This is a genomic window from Anabaena sp. FACHB-83 (assembly GCF_014697485.1).
In the GTDB taxonomy this organism is placed as follows: domain Bacteria; phylum Cyanobacteriota; class Cyanobacteriia; order Cyanobacteriales; family Nostocaceae; genus Nostoc_B.
On record NZ_JACJRY010000006.1, the window covers coordinates 96381 to 122175 of the forward strand.

At 40.0% G+C, this 25795-nt stretch carries 21 protein-coding genes and 1 tRNA gene; 13 read left to right on the forward strand and 9 right to left on the reverse strand.

What is annotated here, in order from left to right; genetic code table 11:
• The first annotated feature begins 36 nt into the window (after positions 1-36).
• From H6G79_RS09560 to H6G79_RS09570, 3 genes are all read left to right on the forward strand, one after another.
• Complete coding sequence (locus H6G79_RS09560; protein WP_199333935.1) at positions 37-1158, forward strand: DUF928 domain-containing protein; 1122 nt, start codon at positions 37-39, stop codon at positions 1156-1158.
• Between the two features lie 202 nt (positions 1159-1360).
• A complete protein-coding gene (locus tag H6G79_RS09565) occupies positions 1361-4159 on the forward strand; it encodes a CHASE2 domain-containing protein (RefSeq protein ID WP_190589308.1) in 2799 nt (932 codons plus the stop codon).
• On the forward strand, positions 4156-5457 hold the full coding sequence (locus H6G79_RS09570; protein WP_190589306.1) for a response regulator: 1302 nt from the start codon (positions 4156-4158) through the stop codon (positions 5455-5457). The genes H6G79_RS09565 and H6G79_RS09570 overlap by 4 nt, the downstream gene beginning before the upstream one ends.
• A gap of 223 nt (positions 5458-5680) precedes the next feature.
• On the opposite strand, the gene H6G79_RS09575 is transcribed toward H6G79_RS09570, so the two are convergent.
• Together H6G79_RS09575 and H6G79_RS09580 are read right to left on the reverse strand one after the other, a co-directional pair.
• Complete coding sequence (locus H6G79_RS09575; RefSeq protein ID WP_190589304.1) at positions 5681-6154, reverse strand: hypothetical protein; 474 nt, start codon at positions 6152-6154, stop codon at positions 5681-5683.
• A 262-nt stretch (positions 6155-6416) separates the two neighbouring features.
• Positions 6417-6488 (reverse strand) — tRNA-Thr (locus H6G79_RS09580).
• 237 nt (positions 6489-6725) lie between these two features.
• Here H6G79_RS09580 and argF point away from each other — a divergent pair.
• From argF to H6G79_RS09605, 5 genes are all read left to right on the forward strand, one after another.
• Positions 6726-7646 (forward strand): ornithine carbamoyltransferase, encoded by a 921-nt coding sequence (argF, locus tag H6G79_RS09585; RefSeq protein ID WP_190589302.1) that lies wholly within the window; start codon positions 6726-6728, stop codon positions 7644-7646.
• A gap of 144 nt (positions 7647-7790) precedes the next feature.
• The gene (gene lexA / locus H6G79_RS09590) at positions 7791-8396 is read left to right on the forward strand and encodes a transcriptional repressor LexA (protein WP_190589300.1); all 606 of its coding nucleotides are present in this window, start codon (positions 7791-7793) and stop codon (positions 8394-8396) included.
• Positions 8397-8502: 106 nt separating this feature from the next.
• Entirely contained in the window at positions 8503-9978 is a 1476-nt protein-coding gene (locus H6G79_RS09595; RefSeq protein ID WP_190589297.1) for a DNA phosphorothioation system restriction enzyme, read from the forward strand.
• A 316-nt stretch (positions 9979-10294) separates the two neighbouring features.
• Entirely contained in the window at positions 10295-10468 is a 174-nt protein-coding gene (locus tag H6G79_RS09600; protein WP_190589295.1) for a hypothetical protein, read from the forward strand.
• Complete coding sequence (locus H6G79_RS09605; RefSeq protein ID WP_190589293.1) at positions 10465-12537, forward strand: AAA family ATPase; 2073 nt, start codon at positions 10465-10467, stop codon at positions 12535-12537. The genes H6G79_RS09600 and H6G79_RS09605 overlap by 4 nt, the downstream gene beginning before the upstream one ends.
• A gap of 96 nt (positions 12538-12633) precedes the next feature.
• Here H6G79_RS09605 and H6G79_RS09610 read toward each other — a convergent pair whose 3' ends face one another.
• On the reverse strand, positions 12634-13023 hold the full coding sequence (locus H6G79_RS09610; protein WP_190589291.1) for a type II toxin-antitoxin system VapC family toxin: 390 nt from the start codon (positions 13021-13023) through the stop codon (positions 12634-12636).
• Positions 13013-13264, reverse strand: a complete 252-nt coding sequence (locus tag H6G79_RS09615; RefSeq protein ID WP_190589343.1) for a DUF6364 family protein — start codon at positions 13262-13264, stop codon at positions 13013-13015. The genes H6G79_RS09610 and H6G79_RS09615 overlap by 11 nt, the downstream gene beginning before the upstream one ends.
• A 99-nt stretch (positions 13265-13363) precedes the next feature.
• On the opposite strand from H6G79_RS09615, the gene glyS reads away from it, so the two are divergent.
• Together glyS and murD are read left to right on the forward strand one after the other, a co-directional pair.
• On the forward strand, positions 13364-15514 hold the full coding sequence (glyS, locus tag H6G79_RS09620; protein WP_190589289.1) for a glycine--tRNA ligase subunit beta: 2151 nt from the start codon (positions 13364-13366) through the stop codon (positions 15512-15514).
• An 83-nt stretch (positions 15515-15597) separates the two neighbouring features.
• Positions 15598-16968 carry a UDP-N-acetylmuramoyl-L-alanine--D-glutamate ligase gene (gene murD / locus H6G79_RS09625; RefSeq protein ID WP_190589287.1) on the forward strand — a complete coding sequence of 457 codons (1371 nt, stop codon included), beginning with the start codon at positions 15598-15600 and terminating at the stop codon, positions 16966-16968.
• Positions 16969-17113: 145 nt separating this feature from the next.
• Here the strand turns inward: murD and H6G79_RS09630 are convergent, their stop codons facing one another.
• Entirely contained in the window at positions 17114-17257 is a 144-nt protein-coding gene (locus tag H6G79_RS09630; protein ID WP_190589285.1) for a hypothetical protein, read from the reverse strand.
• A gap of 124 nt (positions 17258-17381) precedes the next feature.
• Between H6G79_RS09630 and H6G79_RS09635 the strand changes: the two genes are divergently transcribed.
• Complete coding sequence (locus tag H6G79_RS09635) at positions 17382-17954, forward strand: Uma2 family endonuclease (protein WP_190589283.1); 573 nt, start codon at positions 17382-17384, stop codon at positions 17952-17954.
• Between the two features lie 331 nt (positions 17955-18285).
• On the forward strand, positions 18286-18753 hold the full coding sequence (locus tag H6G79_RS09640; RefSeq protein WP_190589281.1) for a hypothetical protein: 468 nt from the start codon (positions 18286-18288) through the stop codon (positions 18751-18753).
• Positions 18754-19005: 252 nt separating this feature from the next.
• On the opposite strand, the gene H6G79_RS09645 is transcribed toward H6G79_RS09640, so the two are convergent.
• The 3 genes from H6G79_RS09645 to H6G79_RS09655 all read right to left on the reverse strand — a co-directional run bounded on the left by H6G79_RS09645 (position 19006) and on the right by H6G79_RS09655 (position 22383).
• Positions 19006-19917: a polysaccharide deacetylase family protein gene (locus tag H6G79_RS09645; protein ID WP_190589279.1), complete on the reverse strand. Its 912-nt coding sequence runs from the start codon at positions 19915-19917 to the stop codon at positions 19006-19008.
• 999 nt (positions 19918-20916) lie between these two features.
• Complete coding sequence (locus H6G79_RS09650; protein ID WP_190589277.1) at positions 20917-21285, reverse strand: EamA family transporter; 369 nt, start codon at positions 21283-21285, stop codon at positions 20917-20919.
• Between the two features lie 135 nt (positions 21286-21420).
• Complete coding sequence (locus tag H6G79_RS09655) at positions 21421-22383, reverse strand: glycosyltransferase (protein WP_190589275.1); 963 nt, start codon at positions 22381-22383, stop codon at positions 21421-21423.
• 398 nt (positions 22384-22781) lie between these two features.
• Between H6G79_RS09655 and H6G79_RS09660 the strand changes: the two genes are divergently transcribed.
• Positions 22782-24332, forward strand: a complete 1551-nt coding sequence (locus H6G79_RS09660; protein ID WP_190589273.1) for a glycosyltransferase family 39 protein — start codon at positions 22782-22784, stop codon at positions 24330-24332.
• A gap of 50 nt (positions 24333-24382) precedes the next feature.
• Here the strand turns inward: H6G79_RS09660 and H6G79_RS09665 are convergent, their stop codons facing one another.
• Positions 24383-25771, reverse strand: a complete 1389-nt coding sequence (locus H6G79_RS09665) for a DUF2079 domain-containing protein (protein WP_190589271.1) — start codon at positions 25769-25771, stop codon at positions 24383-24385.
• Between the last annotated feature and the right edge of the window lie 24 nt (positions 25772-25795).

The window sequence follows — 25795 nt, forward strand, 5'->3', positions numbered from 1 at the left end:
ATTTTCCATTACTGCATCAATGGGATGAGGTCAAATATGAAAAAACTACGATATCTAACTAGCACATTGAGCATTATCGCTCTGATTGCTAGTAGCACATGGGCTAGTGCCTATGCTGTAACATTTACCCCGCCTGTCAAAAATTCTGCGCCCAGAGACTCCACTGGTGGAGCTTCCCGTGGCAGTATCTTTGTACCCAACAAAGGTAATAGTGCACCCAGACAATCAACCGGTGGGGCTTCCCGTGGCAGTATCTTTGTACCCAACAAAGGTAACAGTGCGCCCAGACAAGCAACTGGTGGAGCTTCTCGTGGCAATATCTTTACCCCAAACCAAGGTAATAGTGCGCCCAGACAAGCAACTGGTGGGGCTTCTCGCGGGAATATCTTTACCCCCAAAAAAGATAATAATGCCCCTCAAGAAGCGTCAGGTGGGGCTTCTCGCGGGAATATCTTTACCCCCAAAAAAGATAATAGCGCCCCTCAAGAAGCGTCAGGTGGGGCTTCTCGTGGGAATATCTTTACCCCCAAAAAAGGTAACAGCGCCCCTCAAGAAGCATACGGCGGAGCTTCCCGTTTAGGTACTTACTACTTGAATCCTGGAACTGTAGCCGCAACCGGGCCAGCCGCCTTAATTGCGCTTCTGCCTGAAAGCTTTTATGGCACCACAACTTCAGCACACCCGACCATTTTGGTTTATCTGCCTGCTTCTAATGCCGAAGAAGCTGTATTTAGCCTCAAGGATGAAGCTGGTGATACCCAATATCAAATGACTATTCCGGTGGCTGACAAAACTGGAGTCATGGCAATCAAATTACCAGCAGATGCACCTGCTTTAGCTGTTGGGAAAAACTATCAATGGTTCTTGGCGCTGAAAGTGGATGGAACACTTAGCCCCAGTACGCCTTATGTTGATGGTTGGATTGAACGTATCCAGCCAACTGCTGAATTGACAACAGCAATGCAGCAGTCAGATGCTCTCCAACGGGCAGTTGCCTTTGGTAAAAGCGGGGTGTGGTATGACTGTGTAGCAACAATGGCTGCACTACAGACGACCCAACCCGAAAATCCTACAATTGTTAAGCAATGGCAAGAACTTCTCTCTTCCGTGAGCTTAAAGGATATTGCAGCTGCTCCCTTAGTCGCATCAGCTAATTAGGGACTGATGACTAGTAGTTCACCAATCCGAAATGCTGTGTAGACCTAGCAGGGGTACAGAGGGCAGGAGGCAAGGTTGCAGGGGGAATTGGGTACATATTCTCCCCCTTCCCGCTCCCTGCCCCTTATCCTCCGCTCAAACAAGTTTTAGTGGAGTCATGGCTGACCAATGCTAATCAATGTTATGTGCCTCCGGCGAAATTATGTGGCGTAAATTCCAAGGTTTGATGCAACGCTCGCGTAGCGTTTTAATTATTACTCCCAGTGTCGCTCTTACAGTTATTGTTGGGCAGTCATTGGGACTTTTTAATTTGCCGGAGTGGAAACTTCGTGATGAATGGATGCGACAACGTTCGCAAAATACCATAGCTGACGAAATCGTGATTGTGACAATTGATGAACGAGATATTCAATCGGTCGGTAAATGGCCGATTCCAGACTGGTCACTAGCACAATTACTCCAGAAAATCCGATCGCAGCAACCCCGCGCCATTGGCTTGGATCTTTACCGAGATTTACCAGAAGGCAAAGGATATAAGCAACTGGTAGAGGTTTTTCGCAGCACGCCTAATTTAATTGGGGTGGAAAAAATTACTGGGGAGCGTGTCAATCCCCCACCAGAATTGCAAAAACTAGAACAAGTTGGATTAGCAGACTTGGTATTAGATGGCGATCGCCATGTGCGGCGTGCTTTACTCACAGCTGCTGATGCCAAACAAGACGGAAAAATTAAAGCCGGATTGGCTACGATGGTGGCCCTCAAGTATCTGGAAGCAGACAAAATTGCTTTAGAACCAGTAAATCCAGAGCAACAGAAGTTTCGCTTAAATAATCAAATTTATCTGCCACTGCAAAACCGAGAAGCAGGTTATTCCGATACTGATGTGGGTGGTTATCAAATTCTGCTCAACTGGCATGGTGCTGAAACGTCGTTTCGCACAGTGGCGATGCGGGATGTGTTGGCAGGAACTATCCCCACCAATATGATGCGCGATCGCATGGTGTTTATTGGCTCAACGGCCTCTAGTACCAATGATTTCTTTAGCACCCCTTTTAGTTCCTCTTTGATTGCTGCTCAAAAACCCACAGCTGGAGTCGTGATTCATGCCAATATTGCCCATCAAATAGTCCAAGGAGCAAAAACAGGTAAAGCAAACCTACATGGTTTTTCTGGCAATACCACGTCATTTTGGATTATTTTGTGGTCTTTGATTGGTTCTGGTGGTAGTTGGTGTTTAGCAAGTTGGCGTACCCAGCGCAACATTCCCGGTGGCAAAATTCTCTGGGCAACAATAGGCATCAGTGGTGGTTTTCTGGTGGGTGGTTATGGAATATTTTTACAGGGTTTGTTGATTCCCATCACCCCAGGGTTAGCTGCCTTTATTAGTAGTGTGATTGCCACAACCAATGCCTATAAACAACAAAAGTTAGAAGAAGCTAACCGACAACTAGAAATTGCCAATTCTCAACTTCTAGATTATTCTAAAACTCTTGAGTTTAAAGTCGAAGAACGCACTCGTGAACTACTGGAAGCCAAACAAGCGGCTGATGCGGCTAACGAAGCCAAAAGTGAGTTTTTAGCTAACATGAGTCATGAGTTACGCACACCATTAAATGGCATTCTGGGTTTTGCCCAGGTGCTAGAGTTATCGCCAAACTTGACCGATAAAAATCGAGAAGGAGTCAACATTATCTATCAATGTGGTTCCCATTTACTGATGCTGATTAATGATATTCTCGATCTCTCAAAAATTGAAGCTCGTAAATTAGAATTGGTAGCAACTAATGTACATTTAGCAACTTTTTTACATGGCGTGACAGAGATTTGTAATATTCGAGCCGAACAAAAAGGAATTGGATTTAACATCGTAGCTGATGATTCTTTGGCGACTGTGATTCAAGTCGATGAAAAGCGGCTACGACAAATTTTAATTAACTTACTGGGTAATGCTATCAAATTCACAGATAGCGGCAGCGTCACATTGAAAATCGATGTGATCGAGCAAAATTTGTCACAAAAGAGCCAGGAAAATCCAGAAATCACTGATCAGAAGATTCGCTTTCAAATAGAAGATACAGGTATTGGGATGTCACCAGAGCAATTAGAGAAAATCTTTTTGGCTTTTGAACAAGTAGGTGAAGCGGGGAGGAAATCTGAAGGTACTGGTTTGGGATTAGCTATCAGTCAAAGAATTGCTGGATTGATGGGTAGTCAAATTCAAGTGCAGAGTAATTTAGGCGAAGGTAGTTTATTTTGGTTTGATATCACAGTACCAATACCAGTTTCCCATGACTGGAATACATTGACGGTGAATGCCAGTCATCACAAAATTATCGGGATTCGTGGACGCATACCACAAATTTTGATTGTTGATGATGATCGCAACCACCTCTCGATTTTGAGTAGTTTATTACAAAAAATTGGTTGTCGCACTTTAGAGGCAACCGATGGTAAACAAGGGCTACAGGTGGCAACTGAACTTCAACCGGATATGATTGTGCTGGATTTAGCTATGCCAAATATGGATGGCTTTGAGTTAATGGTGCAATTACAAGAAAATCCCCAAACAAGTTTGATTCCGATTATTGTCTCTAGTGCTAGAGTTTTTGAAGAAAATCAGCAACGAAGTTTAGAGGCTGGTGCAACAGCATTTTTACCTAAACCTTTGCAAGTTGATGAACTATTAAATGCACTGCGATCGCTACTTAATGTGGACTGGATTTATGCCGAATCAATATCGCAGTCGTTACCTGCTAAAAATGAGCCATCAGACAATAATAATGAACTGATTTTGCCATCTCAGGAGATTTTGCAACAACTATATCATTTGGCGATGATGGGAGACATTCCTGCGATTGAGGCTATGATTGCCGAATTAATCAAGCAAGATAGTCAATTTACTGTTTTTGCTACTACCTTGGGTAAAATGACTGCCAATTTCCAAACCACAAAAATCCGTAAGTTCTTGAAAACATTTGTTACCACGGAGTCACATCAATGATTACTGAAGCTGTTTTGAAACCAATGCACATTTTATTGGTGGACGATAATCCCAATAATCTCAAGGTGCTATCAGAAGCGATTAAAGGATGTGGTTGGAAAGCACTGATGGCAACAGATGGCGAGTCAGCAATTGAACAAACAGAATACGCCCATCCTGATTTGATTTTACTGGATGTCATGATGCCAGGTTTGGACGGATTTGAAACTTGCCGCAGGCTGAAAGCTAATAATATTACTCAGAATATTCCAGTAATTTTTATGACGGCTTTATCTGATGCTACAGATAAAGTCAAAGGACTAGAAATTGGTGCAGTTGATTATATTACTAAGCCTTTTCAACAGGAAGAAGTGATTGCCAGACTGAAACTACACCTCAAAATCTCCCATCTCACCAGAACTTTAGAACAACGGGTACAAGAACGTACCGCCGAATTAACCCATTCTCTACAACAACTACAACAAACTCAACTACAACTCATCCAAAGTGAGAAAATGTCCACTTTAGGACAACTAGTTGCAGGTATTGGTCATGAAATTAATAACCCAATTGGGTTTATTAGTGGTAACTGCTCTTATATTGAACAATATGTCAATGATTTGTTTCGTTTGGTGGATTTACAACAGCAAAAGCTACCAGAATCAGATCCAGAAGTGGAAGAACTCATCGAAGAAATTGACTTGGAGTATTTATATGAAGATTTACCAAAACTTCTGTTATCAATGCACCAGGGAATTGAGCGTCTCAAAGATATCAGCCTTTCTTTAAGGACTTTTGCTAGGGCTGATATTGCTTCTAAAGTCAAGTTTCAAATTCACGAAGGACTTGATAGTACTATTATGCTATTAAAGCATCGCCTCAAAGATCAAGGCGATCGCCCGAAAATTGAAGTTGTCACCCAATACAGTGAACTACCACCAATTACTTGCTATCCTGGGCAACTCAATCAAGTTTTTATGAATATTATTGCTAATGCTATTGATGCGTTTGATGATTTACATCAAAATGCTGCAAAACAGGAGATAGCAGCTTGTCAATACACCATTAAAATTACGACATCTGTTGATGAGCAGCAAGAAACTGTCACAATTTGTATGGAAGATAATGCTTTAGGGATGCCGCCAGAAGTGCAAGCAAGAATTTTTGAACCATCTTTTACAACTAAACCTGTGGGTAAGGGAACTGGACTAGGATTAGCAATTAGCTATCAAATTATTGTGGATAAACATCATGGCAACATCCACTGCTTGTCTACCGCCGGTCAAGGAACAAAGTTTGTGATTACTCTACCAATTTAATTTTTGGAATTGCAATCACACATTAACTGGTAATCAAAGCAAATATTTTTATATTAAGTGCTGAATCTCAACTCAGCCATTAATTTATCTTGATCATCTTGCCCATTGATGTAAAAAATATACAGTTTGAGGGTTCATATATTTGGCTAGATACCGCACATAAATAACTAATATTTATCTTCTAGAATCAACTGGGATATCTGCACTCCCACCAAGCTTTGCCTTACACTTGTCCTTGAATAATTTTTGTCAATTCAGCACGGCTACGATTTGCTTCTGACCAAAAAGCTATCCAAAAGATAAGTACTATTAAGATGGGCATAGCCACAAATAAGGCGGCTACAAAATGAGGTGTTTCATCTGTGAAGGTGATGGGACTAACTGTATTACACCAGATGAATAGCCATAAGCCTAAAAAAGCCATCACAACATTATTTACGCTGATTTGGATATGCACCAAGGTTTGACGAGGTTGTGCTTCAAATCGCCCGCGAATCATTGGTAAAAACAAATTGCGATAGTTAATAATTCGCATGATTTGAAACCCATCATCAGAAATTGTTCCCTGATACAGAGTATGTTGTCTAGAGAATCTAAATGCTTGTCGTGGTTCAATATTGGCACTCAGTCTCTGCACTACTATGGGTAATGGTTCTGGTGCTGTAACTGTAAAACTATCGTAGGGTAGGATTTTCATCTTGTTTGGGGCTGTTGGTGATAATTCACCTTAGCTATTCAGTATTGTTTCCAGTTTTCCCCTAGCGATCGCTTTTTGAACAAATGATTTGATTTTTTTTGGCGAAAAACCATCAAAAAATAAGGACTAAAGAAGTGATTGATTCCATATTAAATGACATTAATTAGTCACCAATTCTCTAACAAGGCTTAACTATTTTGTCTTCAATGACAATAATCTGTCACCGATGACAAATAATTAATCACTATACAATTTGTTAAAAAGCCAGCAGCTGGATTTGAACCTGCGACCTTCCGATTACAAGTCGGATGCACTACCACTGTGCTATGCTGGCGTTGTAATTAGGCATCACCGATTTCTAATTATAGCACAAGCTTAATGGTTGTCTAGAGGAAGCTGCAAAAAAATCCTTGATTTGATGGGTCGATAAAGTTGATAAATTAATATTCATAGCAAAAGCTAACTCAAAATCCTGGGCTGGACGCAAAAAGATTGAATACAGTGTTTAACTGTATTTTTTTTGACACGGCTAGGTAAAGAAATAGATAATTGTTCTTTACAGATCAAAAACATGGCAGTGTTAATCGGGCGAGATATATTAAGTCTGGCGGACTTCAGTCCAACGGAACTTCAAGAAATTCTGGAATTGGCTGGGCAATTAAAATCTCAACAGCTAAAGTTGCGCTGTAATAAGGTGTTGGGTTTGTTGTTTTCTAAGGCTTCGACTCGCACGCGGGTGAGTTTTACCGTGGCGATGTACCAATTGGGTGGACAGGTAATTGATCTTCATCCTAATGTTACCCAAGTGAGTCGCGGTGAACCGATTCAAGATACAGCACGGGTGTTAGATCGATATTTAGATGTTTTGGCAATTCGGACTTTTGCCCAGGAAGATTTAGAAATTTTCGCTAACTATGCCAAAATTCCGGTAATTAATGCTTTGACTGATGCGGAACATCCTTGTCAGATATTGGCTGATTTGTTGACGATTCAAGAATGTTTTGGGAATTTGGCTGGTTTAACTTTGACTTATGTGGGTGATGGCAATAATGTGGCAAATTCTTTGTTGCTGGGTTGTGCGTTGGCGGGGATGAATGTCAGGGTTGCTACTCCTAAAGGATTTGAACCTGATGCCAAAATTGTAGAACAAGCAAGGGCGATCGCATCTGGTAAAACAGAAGTTCTGCTGACTCATGACCCAGAATTAGCCGCTAAGGATGCTTCTGTACTTTATACTGATGTTTGGGCAAGTATGGGTCAAGAACAAGAAGCTGATGACCGAATGCCAATTTTTCAACCTTATCAAATTTCGGAACAATTGCTGAGTTTGGCTGATCAAGATGCAATTGTTTTACATTGTTTACCAGCCCATCGCGGTGAAGAAATTACCGAAGAAGTAATTGAAGGTTCACACTCACGAGTTTGGGATCAGGCCGAAAATCGTCTCCATGCACAAAAAGCCTTACTGGCTAGTATTTTGGGGGCTGAGTGAACAGGAAAAATTAAAAAGATAAAAGGCAAAAGAAGTAAATTTTTTCTTTCTTTTGCCTTTTATTTTTTTATTTCATCTTGTTATCTGGAATTTTTTGTAGTACTAATGTTCTAGGGACATTTGTATTTACTGGCAATAATTATTATGGAACGACTAACAGAAGCGCAACAAGAATTATATGAATGGTTGGCAGAATATATCCGACTTCACCAACATTCTCCTTCAATTCGCCAAATGATGCAAGCGATGAATTTAAAGTCGCCAGCACCAATTCAAAGCCGCTTAGAACATTTAAGAAATAAAGGCTACATTGAATGGACTGAAGGTAAAGCTCGCACAATTCGGATTTTACATCCAGCCAAGCAAGGTGTACCAATTTTAGGTAATATTGCGGCTGGTGGTTTAATTGAACCTTACACTGAGGCTGCCGATTATTTAGATTTTGGCAACTTTGCTTTACCGCCACAAACCTATGCTTTGCGGGTGACAGGCGACAGTATGATTGAAGATTTAATTGCTGATGGTGATGTGGTATTTTTAAGGCCTGTTCTAGAACCAGATCAGTTAAAAAATGGCACAATTGTGGCAGCAAGGGTGGATGGTTACGGTAATACATTAAAACGTTTTTACCGCAATGGCGATCGCGTTACTCTCCAACCTGCTAACCAAAAGTATAGCCCGATTGAAGTTTCGGCAATGCAGGTACAGGTGCAAGGTTCTCTTGTCGGCGTTTGGCGTGGATACAACTGAATAGGGAGTGGGGAATTGGGAGTAGGGAGTAGGGGATGCAATTTCACTATTCACTACTCACTGTTCACCACTCACCACTCACCACTCACTACTCCCATTATTGTTTATGTACCTGACGCAAAATTCAGTGCAGCAGCTACCTACTTTCCGGCTAAGAATACCGTTTGCTAGGGAAGATAAGGGTAAGTACCATCACCAAGCACTACCAGGATGTCCGAAGATACCGTCATCTCTGCAATTGCGCCAGTATCAGCGCCAAGCTGTTACTAACTGGTTTGCGAATAATGGCAGAGGGACGTTAAAAATGGCGACTGGTAGTGGTAAAACTATTACTGCATTGGCGATCGCTTGTGAATTGTACCAGCAAATTAACTTACAAGTGCTGTTGGTGGTGTGTCCCTATCGCCATCTTGTTACCCAATGGGCGCGAGAATGCGAAAAGTTTAATTTACAACCGATATTAGCCTTTGAGAATGTCCGCAGTTGGCAAAGTCAACTTTCTACTCAACTTTACAATTTGCGTTCTGGTTCTCAAGGCTTTATTACCATCATTACTACCAACTCGACATTAATTGGTGAAGGTTTTCAATCGCAACTCAAGTATTTACCGCCGAAAACTTTAATTATTGGTGATGAAGCCCATAATTTGGGCGCACCCAAGTTAGAGGAAAGTTTACCCCGACGGGTTGGGTTGCGGTTGGCTTTATCTGCCACACCGGAAAGATATTTTGATGATAGCGGTACGCAATCTTTATTTGATTATTTCGGCCCGGTGCTGCAACCAGAGTTTACTTTAAGGGATGCGATCGCACAAGGAGCTTTGGTACATTATTTATATTATCCAATTTTGGTAGAGTTAACGGAAACCGAAAGCATTGCCTATTTAAAGTTAACTAAAAAAATTGGGCGTTCTTTACTCTATCGAGAACGCAAAACTGAAAATTCACCCAATTTTGAAGACAACGAAGATTTAAAACCTTTATTAATGCAACGGGCGAGATTAATTGGTGCAGCCGCCAATAAATTATCCGCCTTACGGCAATTAATGGCAACACGCCGCGAAACTACTCATACACTGTTTTATTGTAGTGATGGTTCGTTGGAAACGGGACGTTCATCTCTCCAACAACTCAAAGCCGTTGTGAAAATTTTGGGAGGAGATTTAGGTTATAAAGTTAGTACCTATACAGCCCAAACGCCTTTAGCCGAAAGAGAAGTTTTACGCCGTCAATTTGAAAATGGCGAGTTACAAGGTTTAGTCGCCATTCGTTGTTTAGATGAGGGCGTTGATATTCCCGCCATTAAAACTGCGGTGATATTATCGAGTTCTGGAAATCCTCGCCAATTTATTCAACGCCGGGGCAGAGTTTTACGTCCCCATCCGAGTAAGGAACGGGCGACTATTTACGATATGATTGTGCTGCCGCCAGATTTAGATAGGGAAACCATAGAAGTTGAACGTAACTTATTAAGAAAAGAACTGCGGCGCTTTGTTGAATTTGCCGATTTAGCCGATAACGCTGGGGAAGCGAGAATGAAATTGTTAGACTTACAAAAACGCTATGGATTATTAGATGTTTAATCCGCCTGTGGTTAGTTTTGTAAAATTTTGTTTGCTACCTGAAAATATCTCGGTGATTCATGGAATAATTAATATTGATCATAATGGGATAGGAGCGAAATTTTTAAAGCGACAAACACTCCATTATGATCAATATTCAACCTAAAATCAGTATATCAGTAAATTCCCCATAATTAACCTTAATTTTGTCAAAAAATTTTAAAATTTTCCTCCCCATAATTACCCTAAATTAAAGATGCGAGTAAGAGTCAGATGGCGGATGTAAAATTATCAATCATCTCCGGCTAAAATAAAGCATAACGCATACGAAACTGAGATGTTGCCAGAACAGAATATCGATGATGTGCAAGAGCCAATTACTAGCGCCTCGCCGGAAGTGCGGCAGATTATTGAGCGAGTCTGGAACCTAGAAAAAAGCAGGCTAGATAAAAAAAGTAATAGCCCCATCAACGATGATATTTTGGCAATTGTCAAGGAAGCCGTACAATGAAGCTCACTTCCATTAAACTGTGTAACTTTCGCTCTTTTTATGGCAGAACACCGGAGATAGTTTTGGCTGGGGGTGATATTCTCAACACCACGATTATTCATGGTAATAATGGAGCGGGAAAAACCAGTTTACTGAATGCCTTTACCTGGGTATTATATGAGAAGTTTAGTGCTGCCTTTGCCTCGACAGAACAGTTGGTGAACAAAAGAGCGATCGCAGAAGCTAAAACTGGGCAATCGATAGAATGTTGGGTAGAAGTAAACTGGGAACATGAAGGTAAACGTTACAACGCCAAACGCCAATGTCGCATATATAAAGATAAAACTGACTTGGAATCTCTCAAAACAGAATTATTAATGCAAGTGGCTGGGGATGATGGTAGATGGTATTTTCCACTGCAAAAACCAGAAGAAATCATTGGGCAGATTTTACCCGCAAGTTTACATCAATACTTCTTCTTTGATGGAGAACGCATTGAAGAAATAGTTCGTTCTGATAAAAAAGCCGAAATAGCCGAAGCTATCAAAATTTTCTTGGGTGTGGAGGTAATTAACCGTTCTATAAAACATCTTAGTGAAGCCAAGAAAAGTTTAGAAAATGAATTAAAAGCCATCGGTGACTCAGAAATTAAACAACTTCTCAAAGAACAAGACAAGTTAGAACAGGAAATTGCCCAGATAAACACCAGACAAACAGAAATTAAACAAGAGTTAGAATATCAACAAAGCTTTAAAAAAGAAACCGGGAATCGTTTACTCGAACTGAGTGCAGCGAAAGAATTGCAAGACAGACGACAAGAATTAGAAAATCAAAAAGCCGCGTATCAAGAATCATGGCGGCAAACCAGAGATGCACTCAAAAAAATCATTTCTGCACGCGGTTATACAATTCTGCTGTCAGATACTACTCAACAATTTCGGACAATTCTCAATGATTTGAAAGCACGCGGCGAATTAACATCGGGTATTTCGCGGGAATTTATTAACGAATTACTCAAAAGTAATCGCTGTATTTGTGGAACAGAATTAAATGCTGGCAGTCATCATCATACTCATGTAAACCATTGGTTAGAAAAGGCTGGTTCTTCGGTTGTGGAAGAAACAGCAATTCGCATGAGCGCCCAAGTCGATGAAATTGATAAGCAAGCCGTAGCATTTTGGGAAGAAGTCGATAGAGAACAAACAAGAATTAATCAGTTACGGCAAAACATCTCACAAATTGAACTTGAATTAGACACGATTCAAGAACGGTTGCGTAAAGATGCGAACGAAGAAATTAGTAGTTTACAAAAACGCTTAGATGAAATTGAAAGTAAAATTGATGAATTAAACCGAGAACAAGGTGCAAATCAACAGCGAATTTCCCATTTAAAAACTGAGATTGATGCTTTGGTAAAACAAATCGCCAAGCAAAAACTCAACGAAGAAAAGCAATTACTCGCCCAAAGACGTATCAACGCCACTCAAGACGCGATTGAAAGATTAACTGAAGTCAGAAATCGGCAAGAAAAACAGTTTCGGTTGCAGTTAGAACAGCGATTACAGGAAATATTCACATCAATATCTTTTGCGCCTTATCTCCCGAAAATTAGTGATAAATATGAACTCACTTTAGTAGAAAATACCACCGGAGTCGAATCACTTGTTGCTGCATCTACAGGAGAAAACCAAATTCTCAGTTTGTCTTTTATTGCCAGTATTATTGATAAAGTCCGCGAATGGAGTGAAAAGCGCAAAGTTTTAACTGTACCGAATAGCAGTACTTTTCCCATTGTGATGGATTCTCCATTTGGTAGCTTGGATGAAAGTTATCGTCGTCGTATTGCTCAAACATTACCTGAGTTAGCAAATCAGTTAATTATTTTAGTGACGAAAACTCAATGGCGTGGTGAAGTAGAGCAAGAAATGGTGAATAGAATTGGGCGGGAATATGTGTTGACTTATTATTCCTCTAAGCCTGATTGTGAGCAAGATTATATTGAGTTGGGTGAGGAAAGATATCCGTTAGTTAAGCAAAGTCCGAATGAGTTTGAATATACTGAAGTGATGGTGGTTGAGCGTAATTGGTAGTATGAATTTGTTTCACTCAGAGACGCAGAGGCGCAGAAAGTGAGAGTTTGAGAGATGAAACTAAGTAAGCGGTCGTAAATATTTTTAAGGTAGATGTTACCAGTTTTCCAATATCAGTCCGTCCACATAGCTAAAGTCAGAATCATCTGTTACTAACCGCCAACTATGTTCTAAACACTGTGCTGCAATCCAAACATCATTCATAGGAATTGGTCTTCCTTTCTGCTTTAATGCCAACCGAGTTTGAGCGTATACCACAGCAGTTTCTCGACCTAATGTTACTACTTCGCAGGTTTCAATAAACTCTAAATAACGGGGCAGATTTTGCAAAGGACGACTGGAGTTTTCTGCTCCAAATAATAATTCACCCACAACAACAGTTGGTAAAATCACAGTTGTCAATGCCAGTACTTGAGCTACAACTGCTTGATCACCATTTAAAAAGCGCACAGCGACAGAAGTATCTAAGGCTACATTACCATTCATTTGTGTCTATCTGCTCAAACTCGGCTGCAATTACCTGTTGTAATTCTCTAGCTTCTGCATCGCTTAAAATTCCCGCAAATTTGGCTAAAGGATGTTCATCTTGCGGTGTCAAATCATTGTCTGGTAACTGACGTAGAAAATTAGTAATCACATCAGCAAGGGATAGTTTGTGTTGCTGCGCCCAACGTTCTGCTTTTTGAAGCAAAGCTTCATCAATATCTAGCGTAATTTTGCTGGTCATGACTGTATTTGGTCTGAGACTTTCTGATTTTAGCCTGTACACCTCTTCAGTATGATGGCAAGGTAAACTGGTGGAATTGACTGATGTGAACCTTGTCCTATGCCGGATTTTTTATTAGAAGTTGGTACAGAAGAACTACCTGCAAATTTTCTCAGTGATGCTATCGTACAATGGCGATCGCGCATTCCTCAAACTTTGGCAGCTAATAGTCTCAACAGTTACGCGGTAGAAGTTTACGGTACTCCCCGACGCTTGGCGGTGCTTATCAAGGGTCTACCACAGCAACAACCAGACCGGGAAGAAGAAATTAAAGGCCCTCCCGCCCAAGCAGCTTTTAAAGATGGTCAACCCACACCAGCAGCTATCGGCTTTGCCAAAAAGCAAGGTGTGGAACTTGATGCGCTACAAGTTAGCCCGACGGATAAAGGCGATTTTGTATTTGTTAACAAAAAAACTCCTGGTCGCCCGGTAGCGGAAATTTTGACCGAACTTGTTCCCCAATGGATTTTTACGTTAGAAGGTAAGCGGTTGATGCGCTGGGGTGATGGCGATGTGAGATTTTCGCGTCCGGTGCGTTGGTTGGTGGCGTTGTTGAATGAGGCAATTTTGCCGATAGAATTGGTGAATGGTTCGGATAGAATTAACAGCGATCGCATTTCTCATGGTCATCGTGTTTTACATCCCGCAACTATCACTATTAACCAAGCAACTGATTACGTTGATACTCTGCGTTCTGCTTATGTAGTGGTTGATGACAATGAACGTGCAACGACAATTGCAAAAGAAGTTCACGCCGCCGTTAATTCGGTCAATGGTTCCACAGAAATCTATCCCGATTTATTAACAGAAGTAACTAATTTGGTGGAATGGCCTTCGCCAGTTGTGGGTAAATTTGACGCGGAATTTTTGAATTTACCCACAGAAGTTATTACAACTGTCATGGTCAGCCACCAAAGATATTTTCCTGTTTTTAAAGGAGAAAATCATCAAGAACTATTACCAAATTTCATCACAGTTTCTAATGGCGACCCGACAAAATCAGATATCATTGCTAAAGGTAATGAACGAGTCATCCGCGCCCGATTAGCTGATGGACAGTTTTTCTATAACGCCGATATCGCTAAACCTTTAGAAAGCTTTTTACCTCAATTAGAAAAGGTAACTTTTCAAGAAGATTTAGGTTCGCTACGTGCTAAGGTAAATCGCATCATCAATATTGCCGGACACATTGCAGCACAACTAAATTTAGCTGATACTGACCGCCAAAACATTCACCGTGCTGCTTTATTGTGTAAAGCCGATTTAGTTAGCCAAATGGTGTATGAATTTCCAGAATTGCAAGGCATTATGGGGCAGAAATATGCTTTAGCCAGTGGTGAAAATGCCGCAGTCGCAACAGCAATTTTTGAACATTATTTACCACGAGGAGCCGATGATATTTTACCGGAAATTTTAACAGGTCAAGTTGTCGGAATAGCTGATAGGTTAGATACCTTAGTCAGCATTTTTGGTTTGGGGATGGTTCCTTCTGGCTCTTCTGACCCTTTTGCTTTGCGTCGGGCGGCAAATGCAATTGTTAATATTACTTGGGCTGCGAATTTAGGAATTAATTTAGATAATTTATTGCAGCAAACAGCCGCTAATTTTGCTCAGGAATATAACAAAGAATCAGGGACATTAGTCACAAGCTTGCAAGAATTTTTCCTGCAAAGAATTCGGACATTATTGCAAGAAGAAAAACAAATTGATTACGATTTGGTGAATGCTGTATTGGGCGAAAATGACCCAGAGTATACAGAAAGAGCGTTGCAGGATTTATTAGATGTCCGCGATCGCGCCTTATATCTGCAACAAATCCGCAACGATGGTACTCTCGATAAAATCTACGAAACTGTCAACCGTTCTACCCGCCTCGCCGCCCAAGGTGATTTAGACACCAAACAGCTAGAACCAGCAAATTTAATCAATCCCGAACTATTCCAAAAGTCATCCGAAAAAGCATTTTACGATGCCATTGTGGAATTAGTACCCCAAACCCAAACTGCCCAGCAATCACGGAACTATCAACTGTTAATTGCAGCGTTAGCAAAAATCGCCCCTACTGTCAGTAATTTCTTTGATGGCCCGGAAAGCGTCTTAGTTATGGATACCAACCCAGATATTAAGCGCAATCGCTTGAATTTGCTCGGATTGTTGCGAAATCACGCGCGAGTGTTAGCTGACTTTGGGGCGATCGTCAAAAATCTGTAGCATAAATCAACAAAATATGGTGTAAATGTTGCCAATAAGCGTTAGTATAATGAGTGCTTAACCAGGGGTCTCTGCTACAGTCTATGTCCAAAGCTCATGTGATTGGATTAGGTAAGTCCGGTGTTGCTGCGGCGAGATTGTTGAAACGGGAAGGATGGGAGGTGGATCTAGGCGATCGCAACACCTCTGATACCTTCCTGCAACAACAACAAGAACTTGCTGCCGAACAAATCACCGTTAAACTAGGATATTCCCTAGATTTAACCGATACTGATTTACCCCAATTAATTGTTGTTAGTCCCGGTGTACCTTGGGATATTCCCGTGTTAGTCAAAGCACGAGAACTAGGGATTGAAACAATTGGTGAAATGGAACTTGCTTGGCGACATTTAAAATCCCAGCCTTGGGTAGCCATCACGGGTACAAACGGCAAAACGACCACCACAGCCTTAATCGCCGCCATTTTCCAAGCAGCCGGTTTTGATGCTCCCGCCTGCGGTAACATCGGCTATGCAGCTTGTGAAGTCGCCCTATCCCCCAAACTTCCCGATTGGGTAATTGGCGAAATTAGCAGCTATCAAATCGAATCATCTTCATCCTTAGCACCCCGCATCGGCGTGTGGACAACATTTACACCCGACCACCTCGCCCGTCACCAAACTTTAGAAAATTACTACGACATCAAAGCCAAGCTGTTAAAGCAGTCTCAGTTACAAGTATTTAACGGCGATGATGCTTATTTAAATAAAGTCGGTTTGAATCATTGGCCTGATGCTTATTGGACAAGTGTCAAAGGTCAAGATTTTTTAATTGGTGACAAAGGTTTTTACATTGAAGATGGCTGGGTGATTGAGAAAATCAACGCCACCTCAACACCAACCAGAATTATTCCAGCCTCTGCATTGCGTATGGTCGGAGAACACAACCTGCAAAATCTCCTCATGGCCGTAGCCGCAGCCAGATTAGCAGACATTCAACCCGACGCAATTACCAAAGCCATTGAACAATTCCCTGGCGTTCCCCACCGCTTAGAACATATCTGCACTTGGGAAGGCGTGGACTTTATCAACGACAGTAAAGCCACCAACTACGACGCAGCCGAAGTTGGGTTAGCCTCAGTGAAAAGTCCGACAATTTTGATTGCGGGGGGAGAAGCCAAACCCGGCGATGATACAGGTTGGTTAGCCAAAATCCAAGCCAAAGCCGCATCTGTATTATTAATTGGCGCAGCTGCACCAGCCTTTGCCCAACGCTTACAAGAAGTGGGTTACACCAATTACGAAATCGTGGAAACAATGGCAAAAGCTGTACCTCGGTCAGCAGAATTAGCTAAACAACACCAAGCACCTGTAGTTTTGCTGTCTCCCGCTTGTGCAAGTTTTGACCAGTATCCTAACTTTGAAGTGCGCGGTGACGACTTCCGCCAGTTGTGTTTAGCTTGGGCTGCGCGTTGATAGATTATATAGCTTTTGGAAATGCTTTTAGAGTAGCGATCGCACTGTGCCAGTTGCGTAAGTCCTGATAGTATTAAACAGGATTTTTCTGTGTAACATCCTATGGCTCAACACTCAAAAAAGTGACTCGAACAAGTGCAAAATGTTATCTGAACTTAAGTACTACAATCATTTGTAAAATTTCTATATCTTTTTCTTCTTTCTTACCTTTGCGTCCTTGGCACGACAGTCGCTTCAAGCCGGGAAACCCGTCCAATGCGCTGCCTCTTTCTTGGCGGTTCGTTTCCATATCTATGTTTTTCACTACTCATTTAGGATTGCTATATTCTTAGAAAAAACGATTAAATTAGGGTTTAAGCTAATTCATAACTCAGGTTAATTACAATTAAACTAGCTATTAGCTAGTTTGCGCTATGATTCTTCAAACCAAAAATCAATTAACTTTACAAGAGTTTTTGCATCTTTCTTCTGGTGAGGGAGATACTACCTATGAACTTGTGGATGGTCAAGCTATTTCTAAAATGTCGCCACAAAAATTTCACTCTAAACTGACTCGCGTCCTGCTTAACTTGATTGAACAATTATGTGGAGCTAATGGAGAAATATGTCCAGAATTGGCTGTTTCTTTAACTCGTAGGGGACGAGATTGGGTTCCTGTACCTGATATTTTATACATCTCTAACGAGCGTTTACCTTCAGACTGGGAAGAAGAAGGAGTATGTTCTGTTCCGCCAGATTTGGTGATTGAGATTATTTCACCAGGGCAAACCTTTGGTCAGATGATAGCTAAAGCCAAAGATTATTTAGATGCAAAAGTGCTGCGAGTGTGGGTAGTTGATAGCAAAGCCAGAAGTATTACTGTGTTTTTCCCCGATGCAGCACCACAAACATATATGGGGGATGAAATACTGCAAGATGCACTGTTCCCAGGGTTAGAATTTACAGTTGAGCAAGTATTTTTACAGGCAAAAATACCGTTAAAGTAGTTATTTTGCAGTTATGAATTATTAGTAAAGTGCCAAATTACTGATTTTTCAAATAATTCGGGGATCTGATATAGGACTTATATTTGATTTGGGAAAAAAATCAGTACACTCAGATCAGGCTTCTTTCCTACTCCCGACTCCCCATTCCCTATTCCCTACCTACACAAATAAATTCAGAAATCAAACCGGATTCCTATATATGCTAACTCAGTACAATTACTAATACCAATAAGAAGAAATGATTAATCACCTCAAATATGGGGTGATGACTGTTACCCTAGTGTATATATGACATGAAGTGAACGACAGCATAACACTCAGGGATTGCTCCATGAAAAGATTCATTTGCTTACCGATAATGTCTTCTTTATTGATGAGTGTGGGATGCCAAGTAGCTCTTTCTCAAAGTTCCAACTATGATGTTAAATCGGGGTTAATTACTGCACAAACATTATCTGAGTTAAATCCAGCTAATGTTGTGAAAGTTGCTGAATTGACTAACAAAATTGATGAAGAAACAGCTTTGAATTTGGTTTGGAAGTTGCCACAAGTACAACGCAAAGCCAGGGAAATCGCCAAGCTTTCTAGAGGGACGATTAAATTAGGGGCGGTAGTGGATGGTTCTCCTACGGAAAATGAACCTTACTACACGGTTCGTATATTTGAAAATCAATCAGACTATGATTCAACAATTTATTGGTTTCGGGTGTTTAATAACAATGGTCTGATAGAAGTTCTGGATGTAATTGAGAATAAATACATCAGTTTAGATGAATGGCAACAGCAATTAAAGCGATAGAAAATTGCTTAATCTGTATTCTGCATAAGCGACTTGATAGTAATGAAAGCTTGGTGGGCAATCATGCCCACCCTACATCTGAGTGTTGCGATCGCACTCTATATGACTAGTATAAAACTCATATTTGATTGTGCAGAAAACTAGATATTGGTAAGGTGGGCATTTGTCAATCCTAAACATGACCACCCTACACATAATTTAAAAATCAAAGCTGATTACTATATTAATAATCGGTAATTAGTAATTTAACTATTACTTTTTCTGGGCAACTACACTTTGTGCTTTATCTTCCATTTCTAAAAGTTCTGGAACAGTCACAAAGCTGTATCCTTGTTTCCGAAATCTATTAATAATTTCTGGTAAAGCCTGCACAGTGCGGGAGCGATTTCCACCACCATCGTGCATCAGAACAATCCCACCTGGTTTAGCTAGTTGAAAGACATTATTAATCAATTTGGGTACAGCAGGCTGAGAATAGTCTACAGAATCAGTTGACCACATCACAATTGCATATTTGGCGTTTTTAGCGTATGCGGCTACGCCATTGTGCATGATTCCTCCAGGTGGGCGAAACAAATTTGTTTTGACACCTGTAATTTTATAAATCAACTCGGTTGTATGCTCAATTTCATAGGCTGCTGCCTGTTGATTCATGACATGATACCAGTGATGCCAAGTGTGGTTAGCAACAACATGACCTTCTGCACTTACCCGCTTGAGTAAGTCGGGGTAATTTTTGACGTTTTGACCAACAACAAAAAATGTGGCTTTGACATTATTCTGCTTGAGAATGTCTAGAACTTGAGCAGTACTTTCAGGCCAAGGGCCATCATCAAAAGTGAGTGCAATGACTTTTTGATTAGGACTAAGTTTAGCCTCTTTAATAACTGCTCCTTGAAAGCGTTTCGCTAAAGCATAACCAAGACCTTTAGCTTGTGCTTCTTGTTGCCAAGTTGTCAGCATTGCTGCTTTTAATCCTTCAATGCGCTTTTGCGTACCTACTTTGGCAACTAAATTATTATTGATATTTATATTCTGACTGCTTTGGGCTTCAGAAGCATTTGGCCTCAAAAGCATCATCATAGCAATGCTTAATGTAGCACCTAGGGCAAGCAACGCAATTAATATACCTTGCGGCCAAAGTAAAGATTTATTGTTTTCCACTTCATAGCTCCTTCAAGGGTCGAACCATTATGTATGGTTCTGACGGTAATTTATAGCACACTTTTCTCTAAAATTTAGATTCCCAATTACTTTCTACTAATCCTGAAAATTTGCCTCAGTTTTACAGAATTTTATCTGGAATTTTCCTTCGTATGAGGCGGGTTATGGTATCAGTAATATCTCTGAAAGCGATCGCCCAGAGCCACTCGGACTACTTAAGTATTTTCACTCTTTATCGTTATATTAATACTGCTCATACTGATAGTAATCACAGTCTGCTTGTATTAGTTTACTAATCATTTTCTTAACCTTCAAGAAGCCTCCTGTAAGATTTATACAAACAATAAAATTCATAATTTATACAATTCCACATACAGTTAATAACTACTTGCATAGATTATTTGTTCCCTGCAAGTTGCATTTAATATTGTATATTTTACTGCTAAAAAATATTCTTTCTGTTTGAATAAAAAATTAAGTTTTTCCATACACAATAGTTTCTCCTAGCTTTTGATTGATATAGTGGTCATCAACAAAAGCTAGTTTCTCATTATCAAGCAATATTAAGCCGTTAATTTCTATACTCTTTAATCATTCATTGGCAATGATATGATTAATCCATGATTTTAACTACATTTTTGTACAACAATACTACGGGTCGAAGATAACTTTTGTCAAAAATTTAAATAAAATTTAATATTGTTGTATTCTATGTATATAGTTAGAAAAAACTATAATAATTCTTGCTAACTATAGGAATCATATTTGATGTCTGGAAAAAATCAGTACATCCACAAAATGCTCTTTTCTACTTCCTACTCCCTACTCGCTACTCTCTACTCCCTACTCCCTACCCCCAGCCTTTACAGATAATTTCAATAATCAAAGCAGATTCCTATATCTTGCAACTATTTAGTCTCTTGTCTATTTTCGTAAAAATTTCGTTTTCCCGATACATACTTGTTTGAGACATCAAATATCAACGACATAGACAGTTGATTATTTGCGCCAAACTACTAAGATGACACCCACAACAATAAAGCTTAAACCAACTAGGCGAATGAAAGGTATAGGCTCTTTCAATATCCAATAGCCAAGCAACACAGAAAAAATGTAACCGATAGATACAGATGGGCCAGCAACGCTCAGGTTAACTCTAGACAGTAGCAGGATATAAAACATCGCCCCAAAACCGTAGCAAGTTAATCCAATTAATAGTTCTGGGATTGTGATAATACCCAGAATATGAGTGATGGCGTTGCCTAAATTCACCCTGCCTAATTTATTTGCGCCTATTTTCAGAAAAAATTGTCCGGCTGTGCTGATGAGAATGGATACAATTAATAAACTAAATTCTTGGGGGGTCATAAGCTGTTACACACCTAAATTATACATTCAGACTGGAGAGAGTCTGATGTTTTACTCCTCAATCAAAAATATGCAAGTTAAATGTGGAACAGTTATGTATTTTGATGACTGTTGCTTAACTTGATATAACAGCCATTATTTAGACTGCATTTCTGAGACTTTAATTAAACCGCCGGTTTCTTTGACAGTATATATGGGGCGGGCTTTGACTTCTTCATAAATTCGGCCGATATACTCGCCTAAAATTCCTATACAAATCAACTGCACAGAACCGAGAAAAAAGATGGCAATTGTAATTAAACTGTAACCAATTAAAGGACTAGCATGGTCAAATAAACGCCAATATAGGACGAGGATGATCATCAATAGAGCGATCGCAGCTGCTACCATACCTAAGTAGGTTGCGAGTTTTAATGGCACTGTAGAAAAGGAAATAATTCCATCCACAGCCAAAGCCCAAGATTTACCGAAAGTATACTTAACTTTGCCTGCAAAACGCGGTTCTCGTTCAAACAGTACAGCAGTTTGGCGAAAACCCGCCCAAGCGCGTAAACCCCGAATGTAACGGTTACGTTCGGGCATAGCATTGAGAATATCGACAACTTGCCTATCTAGTAAACAAAAATCTCCGGTGTCTGTGGGGATATCCACATGAGATAAACGTCGGAGAATGCGGTAAAAGGCATAGGCTGTAAAACGTTTGAGCCAACTTTCTTGTTTACGAGCTAAACGTTGAGCGTACACTACTTCGTAGCCTTGTTGCCATTTTTCCACCATCTGAAAAATTAGTTCTGGGGGATCTTGCAAATCCGCATCCAGAATAACTGCACATCTGCCTTGGACGAAATTTAGCCCAGCCGTAACAGCAGTTTGATGGCCGAAGTTTCGCGCAAAACTGAGGTAACGAACTCGACTATCACGATGGCGGAGTTCTCGAATCATACTCAAAGAGCGATCGCGGCTACCATCATCGACTAAAATAAATTCCACCTCACCATCTAACTGTTCTGCTACATGATGCAGCCGACGGTACATTTCCGTGATATTCTCTTCTTCGTTATAAATAGGAATGACCAAAGAGTATATTGGTTGAATCACAGTTTTTATCAGATTATTTCATCAAGACAGCAAGAAAAGGACAGATTCAAATAGATATATACTATAAACTTGGTGATGTCGTTCCTGATATAAAATTCCTTAAAATTATATAGGAATCTGGTTTGATTTCCGAATCTAGTTGTGTAGACAGGGAATGGGGAATAGGGAGTGGAGAGTAGGAAAGAAGCATTATCTGAGTGTATGGATTTTTTTCATAAATCAAATATGAGTCGTATATCTATTACAAATCGGCGTAAATAAACCGACCAGAAGAAACTGTTAAAAGGCTTGTGGGAACACTATTCTTTCTTTTTCCTTTTAACCTTTTACTTTTGCCTTGTTGTACTAGTGATCGTAATCAATAAACAATCAATAAAATAATTAAACTAAATTTATTTATGCGCCCATTCCGAGAAACTGAATGGCTATTAACCTTGCTAATAGGTGCTTTACTGCTGTGGTTGCTGTGTTTAGGAAATTCCCCCTTACGGGACTGGGATGAAGGTACAGTAGCACAAGTCGCCAGGGAAATTTGGCGTGCTGCTTTTGGTTCTCTGCATTGGCTGTATCCAACTTTAGGCGGTGAACCTTATCATAATAAGCCACCTCTGATGCACTTGTTAATTGCTTGGTGTTACTCTCTAGGCGGTGTAAATGAATGGACAACACGCCTACCGGGTGCTTTATTAACTGCCTTGGGAGTGCCGTTATTGTATTTAGTAGGGATTTTGTTGTTTAACGATAGTTTACCTGCGTTGTTTGCGGCTTTCGTTTATTTAACAACTTTACCTGTCGTGCGTCATGGACGCTTGGCAATGCTAGATGGTGCCAGTATTACATTTTTCTTACTATTATTATTTTGTTTATTAAAATCACGTCAGCAAAAACCTTGGGCTTTAGGTGTGGGATTTTGTCTAGGGTTAATTACCCTGACTAAAGGAATGCTGGTTTTGTTGCTGGGAGGTATTGCTGGATTATTTATCTTGGCTTCATCACCGTTAATTGTGTTAAACAACCCTTACTTATGGGCTGGAATTGTGTTGGGAATTGCGCCGGCGATCGCGTGGTATATTGCCCAATGGCAGCATTATGGTAGTAATTTCTTCCAGATAAATTTACAAGCGCAAACATTTGACCGCATATCCCAACCTGTTGAGGGTAATACAGGCGCTCCTTGGTATTATTTAATTGAGTTATTAAAGTATGCTTTTCCCTGGTTGTTATTTTGGCCAGCCGGATTTTATCTAGCTTGGAAGAAACGCGATGCTAGTTGGAGTCGCTTAATTTTAATTGGTACGATTGTTTACTTTGTCGCTATCTCTTTGATAACTACAAAATTGCCTTGGTATGTTATGCCTATATATCCATTTTTAGCCTTGGCAATTGGGTTAGAACTGAGTGAAGTTTGGCGAAATCAAGTAATTAATAGGCGAGTTTGGGCAATATTTATAGTTATAATGGCGCTGGCTGGTTTAGGAGGTTGTGTTTACTTTATTATTGCCCAGGAAGAGCCTGTATTAATTGCAATGGCTATAATTTTAACGATGAGTCTGAGTTTAGCAGCATGGTTGATTTATAAATGCGATCGCAGATTTATTCCTGTGTTATTTTCTGGGATGTATTTAGTACTATTACTATTGATGAGTTCCCAATCTTGGATTTGGGAATTAAATGAGGCATTCCCGGTTAAACCCGTCGCCGCCTTAATTCGCACCCATACCTCCCCAGGTACAAAAATCTACACCTCATTTGCTTATAGCCGCCCTAGTTTAAATTTTTATTGTGATTGCCAAGTAATTCCAGTAAATGCCCCAGTCTTCAAACAAATGTTGGCTAATAAGTCTTATTTACTCTTAGATAATGTCACATTATCCCGCCTAGATTTACCTGTTAGTAAAGTTTTAGATACTGCTGAAAATTTTAGTTTAATTGCGCCACCAGTGAACTAACTATGTATAGTGTTTTGATTTTGCTCCTATACAAACCCTAAACTATAAAACTAATTTTTAGTAAATAAATATATATTATCTTGCTGATAAATTAAATGAAATGCTTTGTTACTTTGTAATTGAGTAATCAAGCTAGAAGAAAATTCAGGTTTATTTGTTGTATTTGAGTTTATTAGTATATACTCAAAATTATTAACGCCGTCTGGTACTAAATTCATGTTAGTTAATTTAATAACTGGACGCTGGCTCAAATGGGGGGCTATTCTTGATGTTGTCAAAACGCTTCCATGAGTTTGAACCAAATTAACAGCAGTATAAAGAGAGTTTAGGTTTGGTAAATTTGAAAGATAACGAGTCACAAAAAACTCATACTTAGCCAGTAATAAAAATGCAGCTATAGACCAAGCTAATAAAATATGAGGCTTTAACCAGCTTCTTTTTTGGTGTTTTTGGTAATGACTAATTGAATGCACTAACCATACAATAATAAACGGGAATATTGGCAATGAATAATGGTGGACTAAATCTCGCTGTGCCGAATAATCAGAAAGAATGTTGAGTAATAACATTGGTAAGCCTGGCAAAATCACCATTATGGTTCGCCAATGTAATCCAATAAGGACTGGTAAGAGTAAAAGTAAATAATAAAATAATGTCTCTGGTGCAAAGAATTTTCCTAAAATTAAAGCAGGATTAGTAATGATATTCCAGAGAATTTGTGTAGGTGAATCTCCAAGAGAACGGAAAAATACAACCCCACCAGCTTGACCATTGCGGAGCATGGGAACAAGATATCCAATTGTTATTAAATACCAAACTGTGCCTATAAAAATACATCCTAGACCATACAGACGACGATGTTGAATTAGCCACAGCCAAATTCCTAAAGCAATTACAGTTAAACTCAAAATTTCTTTACAACTTAAGGTTAAAGCAACAGCTAGAATTAACTGCAAAGTTCGGTGAGTCATTCCTGCCCACATGGCCCACAGTAATGCTGGCACAGCGATCGCTTCTGGGCGGAAGTCAGTGAAAAAGTTAATATTAAATAAGGCAGGATACAGCAAGTATGAAAGTGCTATAGTTCGCGCATAACTAATAGATAAACCACTTTGTAAGCTTAAGGCATATATTGGTACAGCGCCTACTGCTAAAGCAATCGCTTGTATAGCAAATAGCCAGTGTACATCAGGATAAATTTTGTATAGTAGGGCGATCACATACAGAATAAAAGCAGCATGATCTCCCAGCAAGTGAAACCCAAAGAATGATGAAATTGGCGGTAGACCTTGACTGGCTAAATACACCCATTGGTCAAAAACTGCTAAATCAAGTGCTGTGGATTGAAACAAAGCGTGTCTAAGACTGCTACATAAAAATAAAATTAATGCACTTACACCTATCATCCAAGATACAGAATTAATTGCTGGTGATCGCATAAAAATGTTTAGCTAAATTTATAG

What these genes read in the sequence shown, in the direction of transcription:
- H6G79_RS09560 (WP_199333935.1), top strand. Translation starts at nt 37, where the DNA reads ATGAAAAAACTACGATATCTAACTAGCACATTGAGCATTATCGCTCTG.
- H6G79_RS09565 (WP_190589308.1), top strand. Translation starts at nt 1,361, where the DNA reads ATGTGGCGTAAATTCCAAGGTTTGATGCAACGCTCGCGTAGCGTTTTA.
- H6G79_RS09570 (WP_190589306.1), top strand. Translation starts at nt 4,156, where the DNA reads ATGATTACTGAAGCTGTTTTGAAACCAATGCACATTTTATTGGTGGAC.
- H6G79_RS09575 (WP_190589304.1), bottom strand. Translation starts at nt 6,154, where the DNA reads ATGAAAATCCTACCCTACGATAGTTTTACAGTTACAGCACCAGAACCA.
- argF (WP_190589302.1), top strand. Translation starts at nt 6,726, where the DNA reads ATGGCAGTGTTAATCGGGCGAGATATATTAAGTCTGGCGGACTTCAGT.
- lexA (WP_190589300.1), top strand. Translation starts at nt 7,791, where the DNA reads ATGGAACGACTAACAGAAGCGCAACAAGAATTATATGAATGGTTGGCA.
- H6G79_RS09595 (WP_190589297.1), top strand. Translation starts at nt 8,503, where the DNA reads ATGTACCTGACGCAAAATTCAGTGCAGCAGCTACCTACTTTCCGGCTA.
- H6G79_RS09600 (WP_190589295.1), top strand. Translation starts at nt 10,295, where the DNA reads ATGTTGCCAGAACAGAATATCGATGATGTGCAAGAGCCAATTACTAGC.
- H6G79_RS09605 (WP_190589293.1), top strand. Translation starts at nt 10,465, where the DNA reads ATGAAGCTCACTTCCATTAAACTGTGTAACTTTCGCTCTTTTTATGGC.
- H6G79_RS09610 (WP_190589291.1), bottom strand. Translation starts at nt 13,023, where the DNA reads ATGAATGGTAATGTAGCCTTAGATACTTCTGTCGCTGTGCGCTTTTTA.
- H6G79_RS09615 (WP_190589343.1), bottom strand. Translation starts at nt 13,264, where the DNA reads ATGACCAGCAAAATTACGCTAGATATTGATGAAGCTTTGCTTCAAAAA.
- glyS (WP_190589289.1), top strand. Translation starts at nt 13,364, where the DNA reads ATGCCGGATTTTTTATTAGAAGTTGGTACAGAAGAACTACCTGCAAAT.
- murD (WP_190589287.1), top strand. Translation starts at nt 15,598, where the DNA reads ATGTCCAAAGCTCATGTGATTGGATTAGGTAAGTCCGGTGTTGCTGCG.
- H6G79_RS09630 (WP_190589285.1), bottom strand. Translation starts at nt 17,257, where the DNA reads ATGGAAACGAACCGCCAAGAAAGAGGCAGCGCATTGGACGGGTTTCCC.
- H6G79_RS09635 (WP_190589283.1), top strand. Translation starts at nt 17,382, where the DNA reads ATGATTCTTCAAACCAAAAATCAATTAACTTTACAAGAGTTTTTGCAT.
- H6G79_RS09640 (WP_190589281.1), top strand. Translation starts at nt 18,286, where the DNA reads ATGAAAAGATTCATTTGCTTACCGATAATGTCTTCTTTATTGATGAGT.
- H6G79_RS09650 (WP_190589277.1), bottom strand. Translation starts at nt 21,285, where the DNA reads ATGACCCCCCAAGAATTTAGTTTATTAATTGTATCCATTCTCATCAGC.
- H6G79_RS09660 (WP_190589273.1), top strand. Translation starts at nt 22,782, where the DNA reads ATGCGCCCATTCCGAGAAACTGAATGGCTATTAACCTTGCTAATAGGT.
- H6G79_RS09665 (WP_190589271.1), bottom strand. Translation starts at nt 25,771, where the DNA reads ATGCGATCACCAGCAATTAATTCTGTATCTTGGATGATAGGTGTAAGT.